Here is a 9,645-nt window from a genome sequence, read left to right on the forward strand (position 1 = left end):
CCGGCCAACACACCGCCGTCTACCGCTACAACCACTCCAACTCCTACGTCACCACCGTCCTCGCCGTCGCCAAGGCCTACCGCTCCGGCGACTACACCTCCGTACCCAACAACACCGTCACCACCGATCAGACGATCGACTCCGACGACGTCTCGACCCGGTCGACGACCAGCAGCAAGGCCACCTCGTCGAAGTCCTCCACGTCGACGAAGGCGTCGAAGGCATCGGCCTCCGCGGGCAGCCTGCCGCTGAAGGCCTCGGCGGCCAGCGGCGGATCGACACCGGAGTCCTCGTCCTCGGCGAGCTCCACCTCGACCGCCACCGCCACCTCGACTCCCACGGCCAGCTCGACGCCAACCGCCACCTCGACTCCCACGGCCAGCTCGACTCCCACGGCCAGCTCCACCCCGACCGCCACCTCGACTCCCACGGCCAGCTCCACCCCGACCGCCACCTCGACACCTGCGACCACCGATCAGATCGATGCCGCGTGCCTGTCCGCGATCGAGCAGGAGTACGCGACCCAGATCGCCGCCGCCGACGCAGACCTGGTCAGCGCGGCCGAGGACGCGGCGGTGCTTCAATGCGAGAAGGCGATCACCGCACAGTTCACCACGCTGCCGGCGATCGACGACGCCACCCTGCTGAAGGCGATCGACAGCGAGGTCGCCGCCCTCAAGGACACGTTCCTGGCGGCGCTGGAGCCGACATCGTCGGCGACCCCGTCGGCCACCTCGTCGGAGTCGGCCGACTGAGCCGACTGAGCCGACTGAGCTGAACGGGCCGGACGGTCGGGCCCGGACGGGCGCTCAGCGCAGCAGGCCCGCGGCCTCGACCGCCCAGTAGGTGAGGATCACGTCCGCGCCGGCCCGCTTGAACGCGGTGAGCGTCTCCAGGATCGCCGGCTCGCGATCGATCCAGCCGTGCGCGGCGGCGGCCTCGAGCATCGCGTACTCACCGGAGATGTTGTAGGCCGCCACCGGTACGTCGACCGCGTCTCGCACCGCACGCAGCACGTCGAGGTAGGGCAGACCCGGCTTGACCATCACCAGGTCCGCACCCTGCTCGATGTCGAGGAGAGCCTCGCGCACCCCCTCCAGGGCGTTGGCCGGGTCCTGCTGGTAGGTCCGCCGGTCTCCCTGCAACGAGGAGTCCACCGCCTCACGGAACGGACCGTAGAAGGCCGAGGCGTACTTGGCGGAGTAGGCCAGGATCGCCACCTCGGTGTGGCCGGCCTGGTCCAGTGCGTCGCGGATCACCGACACCTGCCCGTCCATCATCCCGGACGGGCCGACCATGTCGACGCCGGCGTTCGCCTGCGCGACCGCCATGTCGGCGTACACCTCGAGGGTGGCGTCGTTGTCGACGGTTCCGTCGGCGGCGAGCAGACCGCAGTGACCATGGTCGGTGAACTCGTCGAGGCAGAGATCGCTCATCACCGTCAACGCGTCACCGACCTCGTCGGCGACGTCGTCGATGGCGCGGTTGAGGACTCCGTCGGGGTCGAGGGCGCCGGAGCCGGTCGCGTCCTTGCTCTGCGGTACGCCGAACAACATGATCCCGCCGATCCCGGCCTCCGCCGCCTCGGCGGCCGCCCGGCGCAGCGAGTCGCGGCTGTGCTGGACGACGCCCGGCATCGACGAGATCGGCACCGGCTCGGCGGTCCCCTCCCGGACGAAGGCGGGCAGCACCAGATTGCCGGGCCGGACCTGGACCTCGGCGACCATCCGGCGCAGCGCGGCGGTGCGACGCAATCGCCGCGGACGTACGACGGGCTTCTCGATCTTCACCGTTCCTCCTGTGGACCAGACGCTGTCTCGCGCGTTCGTCTAGCGCGTTCGTCTAGGTATGCAGCCGAACGCGCGCTTCCCCCGCGGAGTTCCGCCAGGGAAGCGCCCATGCGTCTGCATACCTAGACGAACATCCGCTCCGAGCTACCGAGCCCTCGCCCGGCGCGCGGCCGGCTTGCGGTCCGACGGCTTGGTGACCGGCGAGCCGGCTTCGAGCAGCGCCGCGCGGCGCCCGGCGCCGAAGTCGGCGAGCGCGTCGGCCAGCGCCTCGATGGACGGGCTGGCGGCCATCACGTCCACCCGCAGACCATGCTCCTCGGCCGTCTTGGCGGTCGCCGGGCCGATCGCCGCGATCACCGTCGAGGTGTGCGGCTTGCCGGCGATCCCGACCAGGTTGCGCACCGTCGAGGAGGAGGTGAACACGACCGCGTCGAACCTCCCGGTCTTGATCGCATCCCGGGTCGGCGCCGGCGGCGGCGCGGCCCGCACGGTGCGGTAGGCCGTGACGTCGTCGCACTCCCAGCCCAGATCGACCAGGCCGGCCACCAGGTTCTCGGTGGCGATGTCGGCGCGCGGCAGGAAGACCCGGTTGATCGGGTCCAGCGCCTCGTCGAACTCCGGCCAGACCTCGAGCAGGCCGGCGGCCGACTGGTTGTCGCCGAGCGGGACGAGGTCGGCGCGCAGTCCCCAGGCGGCGAGCGAGGCGGCCGTCTTCTCTCCGACCGCGGCGATCTTCAGGCCGGAGAAGGCACGCGCGTCGAGGCCGTACTCGTCGAACTTCTCCCGGACCGCGCGGACCGCGTTCACCGAGGTGAAGGCGATCCACTCGTACCGGCCCTCGACCAGGCCGCGGATCGCCTTGTCCATCTGCTGCGGGTTGCGCGGCGGCTCGACCGAGATGGTGGGCACCTCCTCGGGCACGGCGCCGAACCCGCGCAGCCGGTGGGAGAGCACCGGGGCCTGCTCCTTGGTGCGGGGCACCAGCACCCGCCAGCCGAAGAGCGGCTTGGTCTCGAACCAGGAGAGCGTCTCGCGCAGGTCGACGACCTTGCCGACCACGATCACGGCCGGCGGCGCCATCCGCGCGGCGCGGGCGTCGGCGGCGATGTCGGCGAGGGTCGAGGTGACGGTCGCCTGCTCGGTGGTGGTCCCCATCCGGGTCATCGCCACCGGGGTCTGCGGAGCGCGGCCGGCGGCGATCAGCTCGCCGGCGATGTCGCCGATCAGGCCCACCCCGGAGAGCAGCACCAGGGTGCGGTCGTCGCCGTACTGCTTCCAGTCGACCTTCTCCCCGCAGGTCACCACGGTGATCGCACGGTGGTCCTTGCTGGTCAGCGGGATGCCGGCGTACGCCGGGACCGCGGAGACCGAGGAGATGCCGGGCACGATCTCGAAGCCGATGCCGGCCTTGGCGCAGGCCAGCGCCTCTTCGGGGCCGGAGGCGTAGACGAACGGGTCACCGCTCATCAGTCGGACCACCCGGCGCCCGGTCTTGGCCTGCTTGACCACGACCTTGGCCCGCGCCGCATGGGTCAGCGGCTGACCGTGCTCGCCGAAGCCGCCGTCGACGAACTCGGGGCCGGCCGGCTCGGCCTCGTCGACGCCCTCGGGCGCCGGCTCCGGCAGGCCCAGCAGCGCCCGCACCATCGGCGCGTGCTCGGGCGCCTCGGTGACCACGATCTCGGCCTGCCGGAGCAGGTCGATCGCCTTGACGGTGAGCAGCTCCGGGTCGCCCGGGCCGGCGCCGACGAACGACACCCAGGTCCGACCGGCGTCGGGAACGGAGGAGGCTGTGGTCTTTGTGGTCATGCGTTGTGCACCTTGTCCTGCTCGGGAGCGGCACCGTGGCCGCCCGTGGGGTCCGCGGACGGGTCCGCGAGTTCGGCGGCGCCGTCGGCGAGCATCTGCTCGGCCAGCCGTACGCCGATCAGGTGAGCGTCCGCGACCGGCCCGGCGGCCTCTCGTCGCACCGAACGCGCACCGTCCGGGGAGAGCGCCACCGCGCTCACCCGGAGCTCGTCGCCATGGGTCTGGGCCAGGGTGCCGATCGGGGCCGCGCAGCCGCCCTCCAGCCTGGCCAGCACCGCCCGCTCGGCGAGGACCGCGGCACGGCTGGCCGGGTGGTCGAGCGGCGCGAGCGCGGCCAGCGTCGCTGCGTCCGCGGAGCGACATTCGACGGCAAGCGCGCCCTGGCCTGGGGCCGGCAGGATCTGCTGCGCGTCGAGCACGTCGGTGACCTCGTCGAGTCGGGCTATCCGGGCAAGTCCGGCGCGAGCGAGTACGACGGCGTCGTACTCACCCGAGGCGACCTTGCCGATTCGGGAGTCCACATTCCCACGGACGGCGACCAGGTCCAAACCGAGACCGAGGGCACGCAGTTGGGCGGCCCGGCGGGGTGACCCGGTACCCACCCGGGCACCGGCCGGCAGCTGGGTCAGGGCGAGTCCGTCCCGGGCGACCAGCACGTCGCGTGGGTCCTCGCGCTCCGGCACGGCGGCCAGCGTGATGCCCGGCGCCGGCGCGGTCGGCAGGTCCTTGAGCGAGTGCACCGCCAGGTCAATCTCACCGGCCAGCAGCGCCGTACGCAGCGCCGAGACGAACACCCCGGTCGCCGACGAGCCGGTGATCGGCGTGCCCGCGGCCTGGCTGCGGTCTCCCTCGGAGACGATCACCACCAGCTCGACCTGCCAGCCCTGGGCGCGCAGCAGGTCGGCGACCAGGTTCGACTGGGTGGTGGCCAGCAGCGAGCGACGGGTGCCCAACCGGAGCGGCCGGGTCGATCGGCCGGTCGAGGCTCGGTCGGTGGCGTGGAGCGGGTCGGTCACCGGCGGGAACGTCCCTTCGGGCCGTCCTCGGGCACGTCCGGCCGGGTGACGGCGGTGACCGCCTGCGGGTCGAGCGCGAACAGCTCGGCCAGGGCGGCGGCGTAGGAGACCGCGCCGGTCTGGTCGGCCAGCTCCTTGACCCGGACGGTCGGCTCGTGCAGCAGCTTGTCGGCCACCCGGCGGATCGCCTGCAGCACCTCGGCCCGGGTGGCCTCGTCGAGTCCCGGCAGCCGTGCCTCCAGGCGCGCCATCTCGGCGTCGACGACGCTGGTCGCCATCGACCGCAACGCGACCACCGTGGGCGTCACGCTCGCCTGCCGGCGGGCGGTGAGGAAGGCCGCCACCTCCTGGGTGACGATGTCGCGGACCGCGGCCACCTCGGCCGCCGCCTCGCTGTGGTGCAGTTCCTCGGCCAGCGCGGCCAGGCCCACCAGGGTGACACCGGGCAGCTCGCCGGCGGCCGGATCGACGTCGTGCGGCAGGGCGAGGTCGACCAGCGTCAGCGGACGATCGGATCGGTCGCCGACCATCTCCGTCCCGATCAGCACGCCGGCCGCTCCGGCACAGGCGATGACCACGTCGGCGGCCGCGACCTCGGCGGCGAGGCCGGCGAGCGGGGCCGCCCGGCCGCCGTACTCCGCGGCGAGACGGACCGCCCGGTCCTCGGTGCGGCTGAGCACGACCAGCTCGCCGACCCCACGACGGGAGACGGTGGCCGCGGCCAGGCCCGCCATCGCGCCGGCGCCGATGACGAGCATCCGGCGACCGCCGAGTGAGCCGGCCGACTCCTCGGCACGCGCCAGCGCCGAGTCGACCAGCGACGGGGCCGCGCGGTCGATGTCGGTCTCGGCGCGGGTGCGCTTGCCGACCCGCAGCGCCTGCTGGAAGAGCGAGTTCAGCGCGGGACCGACGGTGCCGAGCTCCTGGCCGAGCTGCAGCGCCGCCCGGGTCTGTCCGAGGATCTGCGCCTCGCCGACCGCCATCGAGTCCAGTCCGGCGGCGACCTGGAAGAGGTGCGAGACGGCGCCGTCGTCGTAGTGCACGTACAGGTGCGGCAGCATCGCCTCGACACTGGTGCCGGCCCGCTCCACGATCATCATGGAGAGCTCCTCGACCGAGCCGTGGAATCGCTCGACCTCGGTGTAGATCTCCAGCCGGTTGCAGGTCGCGATCACGGCCGCCTCGGTCACGTGCTCGCTGTGCGCCACGTCGGTGACCATCTTGTGCAGCGCCTCGGCGTCGACCGAGACCGACTCCAGCATCGCCACCGGAGCGGAGTTGTGCGAGATGCCGACCACCAGGACGCTCACCGGCGACCCTCCGCTACTGGTGCGGGCTGATGCAGCACGTGGTCCTCCCTGGAATCTGCGGCCCCGTCGGCCAGAGCCTTGCGCGACTCGTGGTAGGCGAGGATCTGGAGCTCGATGGAGAGATCCACCTTGCGTACGTCGACCCCCGGCGGCACCGAGATCACCGTCGGGGCGAAGTTCAGGATGCTGGTGATGCCGGCGGCGACCATCGCGTCGGCGACGTCCTGGGCGGCCGCGGCCGGCACCGAGACCACTCCGATGGCGACACGGTGCTCGGCCACCAGCGCGGCCAGCTCGTGGAACGGCCGGACCACGATCCCGGCGACCGCCCGGCCGTGCAGGCTCTCCTCGGCGTCGAGCAGCGCGACGATCCGGAAGCCCCGGCTGCGGAACCCGGAGAAGCTGGCCAGGGCATGACCGAGGTTCCCGATGCCGACGATGATCACCGGCCACTCCTGCGTGCCGCCGATCTCGCGGGCGATCTGGTAGCGCAGGTAGTCCACGTCGTACCCGACCCCACGGGTGCCGTAGGAGCCGAGATAGGAGAGGTCCTTGCGGAGCTTGGCCGAGTTCACCCCGGCGGCGGCGGCGAGCTCGTCGGAGGAGCAGGTGGCGATGTTGCTCTCCGCCAGGGAGAGCAACGCCCTCAGATAGACGGGAAGCCGTGCCACGGTTGCCTCCGGGATGTCCCGGGTAGCCTCGGTCGCGCTCCGTGAGGTCACTGCCTGCTCTTTCGCCACGAGCCGCTGGTCCGGGCTGCACGGCTGCGTCCGGAGCCGGCCAACGGCCATCTCACTGTAGGAGCTTGTGCATTAGAGAACAAACCGGCCGACGGAGGCGAGTGACCGACGTCACCGACGCGAGGCCGTCGCGGGGGCTGGGAGTGGCTCAACCGCCGAGGGCCGCACGGAGGCGGATCTCGTCCACCCGCCAGTAGTCGTGTTGACGGCCATCGACGAAGGTCACCGGGATCTCCTCGCCGAACCGCTCGGTCAGCTCCGGGTCGCGGTCGATGTCGATCTCGTCGTACGTCGTGCCGACCTCGGTGCAGACCCGCTCGATGACCGCCCGGGCCTCGTCACACAGGTGACAGCCGGGGCGAGAGTAGAGGGTGACGCGGGCACTCATGACCCGGCCATCCTCTCATCGCGGCGTCTCGGCGCACCCATCTAGGTATGCAGCCGAGTAGTCACTCCCCCGCCGGAACTCCGCGGGGGAAGTGCGCGTTCGGCTGCATACCTTGACGAACGCTCGATATACCTTGACGAACGCTCGATGAGCCGGCTCACGTCGGACGGCAAGACCGGCGGATAGGGTGATCGTGTGAGCAGCCCGGGCGATCGACGACGCGCAGAACTGCGCCGCCGCAACCTCAAGCTCCGTTCCGCGCTGGCCGGTGAGGCGGCGGCGGCCGCGGCCGAGGTGGAGGCCTCGCTCGACGGCCCCGGCGAGTCCACCTCGGCGGCGTTCTTCGACGTGGACAACACGATCATGCAGGGCGCCACGATCTTCCACCTGGCCCGCGGGCTCTACAAGCGGAAGTTCTTCACCACGCGTGAGATCGCCGGTGCTGCCTACAAGCAGGCCTACTTCCGTCTCGTCGGCGTCGAGGACCCCGACCACGTGGCCGAGGCGCGCGCCTCGGCGCTGGCCTTCATCGAAGGACACACCGTCGCCGAGCTGCAGGAGCTCGGCGAGGAGATCTTCGACGAGGCCATGGCCCACCGGATCTGGCCCGGCACCCGCGCGCTCGCCCAGTCCCACATCGACGCCGGTCAACGGGTCTGGCTGGTCACCGCCGCCCCGGTCGAGATGGCCATCATCATCGCCCGCCGGCTCGGCCTGACCGGCGCGTTGGGGACCGTCGCCGAGCACGTCGACGGGGTCTACACCGGCCGGCTGGTCGGCGAGATGCTGCACGGCCCGGCCAAGGCGGAGGCGATCAAGGCGCTCGCCGCCCACGAGGGCCTGGACCTGACCGAGTGCTCGGCGTACTCCGACTCGGCCAACGACCTTCCGATGCTCTCCCTGGTCGGCGACCCGTGCGCCATCAACCCCGACCGCAAGCTCCGCAACCACGCCCGCGCGCTGGGCTGGCGGATCCGGGACTACCGCACCGGCCGGAAGGCCGCGCGGGCCGGGTTCCTGGCCACCGCGGTGGGTGGTGCGCTCACCGGCGCCGTCGCCGTCGGGATCGCCGTGCGGCCGCGCAAGCGGTAGCCGCCGGTGCCGATCCCACCCTCGCTGGACCGACGCGTCGGCCTGAGCATGCGCGCGCTGCACCGAGCCCGGTTCGGCCTGCCCTGGCTGCTCGGCGTCGCCCGCTCGTTCCTCGTCTCCTTCATCGCCTTCGCCGTCACGCTGCGGGTCGTCCCGGGTGTCGCGGTCCCCAGCGACGGGTTCGCCGAGGTGGCCCTGCTGGTGATCGCGGTGCTGCTGGTCGGCGCGTGCCTGCGCCCGTTCCTCACCCGGTTGACCGTCCTCACCGGTGTGGTCGGACTGCTCTTCTTCGGGCTGTTGACCCAGGCGATCGTCCTCACCGTCGCGCTGGCGGTGGTCCCCGGCATCCAGCCGATCGCGTTCCCGGAGATCATCGTCGTCGGCTGGCTGGCCGCCCTGGTCGCCGCGATCGTCAACTGGGCGATCGACGCCAGCAGCGACGAGGTCTTCTTCGGCCAGGTGATGCGCCGCGCGCTGAGCACCGCCCGACGTACGCCGGTCAGCGGCCCCGGCCTGTTGGTGGTGCAGCTCGACGGGGTGGCGGAGCCGCTGATCCGGCAGGCCTCGGCCAGCGGCGAGATCCCGTTCCTCACCTCGCTGCTGCGTTCGGGCTCGCACCGGCTGCGTTGCTGGGAGACCGGCCTGCCCTCCACCACACCGGCCGGCCAGGCCAGGCTGCTGCACGGCCGGGACCGATCCATCCCCGCGTTCCGCTGGTACGACAAGGCCGAGGGCCGGATGCTGGTGTGCAACCGGCCCGCCGACGCCGCCGAGGTGGAGGACTCCTTCAGCGACGGCCGGGGGCTGCTGGCCGATGGCGGCGCCAGCGTCTCCAATCTGTTCTCCGGCGACGCGCCGCTGCGCGCACTCACGATGAGCCGGATGCGCTCGGCCGGGCCCGACCGCGGCGCCGCCGACTATGCGGTCAGCCGCACCGGACTGCTGCGCTCACTGGTGCTGTTCGTCGGCTCGATCTTCACCGAGTGGTTCCAGGCCCGCCGGCAGTTGCGCCGCAACGTGGTGCCGCGGGTCGATCGCGGCGGCTCGTTCCTGCTGTTGCGCGGGCTGACCACCGTCGTGCTGCGCGACCTCAACGTCGCCATCGTGGCCGACCAGCTGGCCCGCGGCGTACCGGTCATCTACCTCGACCTGGTCGACTACGACGAGGTGGCGCACCACACCGGGCCGACCCGCCCGGAGGCGATGCGGACCCTGGAGAGCCTGGATCGCACCCTGCGGTTCTTCCACGACCTGGCCGGCGAGGTCGGCCGCGACTACGAGCTGGTCATCGTCTCCGACCACGGCCAGACCCAGGGCAGCACGTTCGCGCAACTGGAGGGGGTCACGCTCGCCGAGGTGGTGCGCGCGCTGGCCGGCGGCAGCGGCGAGTCGGAGTCGACCCCGGCCGAGGTGCTCGGACCGGCGCGGCTGCTCTCGGACGCCGCCGGTGGCCCGCTCCGTACGGCGGCCAGCCGGCTGGTGCGCGCCCGCGGCGGCAAC

8 protein-coding genes and 1 pseudogene are annotated in these 9,645 nt (G+C 72.2%); 3 read left to right on the top strand and 6 right to left on the bottom strand.

The annotated features are described in order from the left end of the window. Positions 1-755 (top strand): annotated as a pseudogene (locus QM638_RS09780) (hypothetical protein); the annotation flags it as partial. A 54-nt stretch (positions 756-809) separates the two neighbouring features. On the opposite strand, the gene hemB reads toward QM638_RS09780, so the two are convergent. The 6 genes from hemB to QM638_RS09810 all read right to left on the bottom strand — a co-directional run bounded on the left by hemB (position 810) and on the right by QM638_RS09810 (position 7,053). Beyond that, positions 810-1,790, bottom strand: a complete 981-nt coding sequence (hemB, locus tag QM638_RS09785) for a porphobilinogen synthase (RefSeq protein WP_415141777.1) — start codon at positions 1,788-1,790, stop codon at positions 810-812. A gap of 144 nt (positions 1,791-1,934) precedes the next feature. Then, on the bottom strand, positions 1,935-3,599 hold the full coding sequence (locus tag QM638_RS09790) for a uroporphyrinogen-III synthase (RefSeq protein WP_415141778.1): 1,665 nt from the start codon (positions 3,597-3,599) through the stop codon (positions 1,935-1,937). Then, positions 3,596-4,615: a hydroxymethylbilane synthase gene (gene hemC, locus QM638_RS09795; protein ID WP_415141779.1), complete on the bottom strand. Its 1,020-nt coding sequence runs from the start codon at positions 4,613-4,615 to the stop codon at positions 3,596-3,598. The genes QM638_RS09790 and hemC overlap by 4 nt, the downstream gene beginning before the upstream one ends. Further along, positions 4,612-5,925 carry a glutamyl-tRNA reductase gene (locus QM638_RS09800; RefSeq protein ID WP_415141780.1) on the bottom strand — a complete coding sequence of 438 codons (1,314 nt, stop codon included), beginning with the start codon at positions 5,923-5,925 and terminating at the stop codon, positions 4,612-4,614. The genes hemC and QM638_RS09800 overlap by 4 nt, the downstream gene beginning before the upstream one ends. Then, on the bottom strand, positions 5,922-6,716 hold the full coding sequence (locus QM638_RS09805) for a redox-sensing transcriptional repressor Rex (RefSeq protein WP_415141781.1): 795 nt from the start codon (positions 6,714-6,716) through the stop codon (positions 5,922-5,924). The genes QM638_RS09800 and QM638_RS09805 overlap by 4 nt, the downstream gene beginning before the upstream one ends. Positions 6,717-6,813: 97 nt before the next feature. Next, positions 6,814-7,053, bottom strand: coding sequence for a glutaredoxin family protein (locus QM638_RS09810; protein ID WP_415141782.1), 240 nt, complete (start codon positions 7,051-7,053; stop codon positions 6,814-6,816). A 195-nt stretch (positions 7,054-7,248) separates the two neighbouring features. Here QM638_RS09810 and QM638_RS09815 point away from each other — a divergent pair, with 195 nt between their 5' ends. Both QM638_RS09815 and QM638_RS09820 read left to right on the top strand, forming a co-directional pair. Next, a complete protein-coding gene (locus QM638_RS09815; RefSeq protein ID WP_415141783.1) occupies positions 7,249-8,145 on the top strand; it encodes an HAD family hydrolase in 897 nt (298 codons plus the stop codon). 6 nt (positions 8,146-8,151) lie between these two features. Beyond that, on the top strand, positions 8,152-9,645 hold a 1,494-nt coding region (locus tag QM638_RS09820; RefSeq protein WP_415141784.1), incomplete at its 3' end, for an alkaline phosphatase family protein.

Source organism: Nocardioides sp. (assembly GCF_047606145.1).
Taxonomy (GTDB): Bacteria; Actinomycetota; Actinomycetes; order Propionibacteriales; family Nocardioidaceae; genus Nocardioides.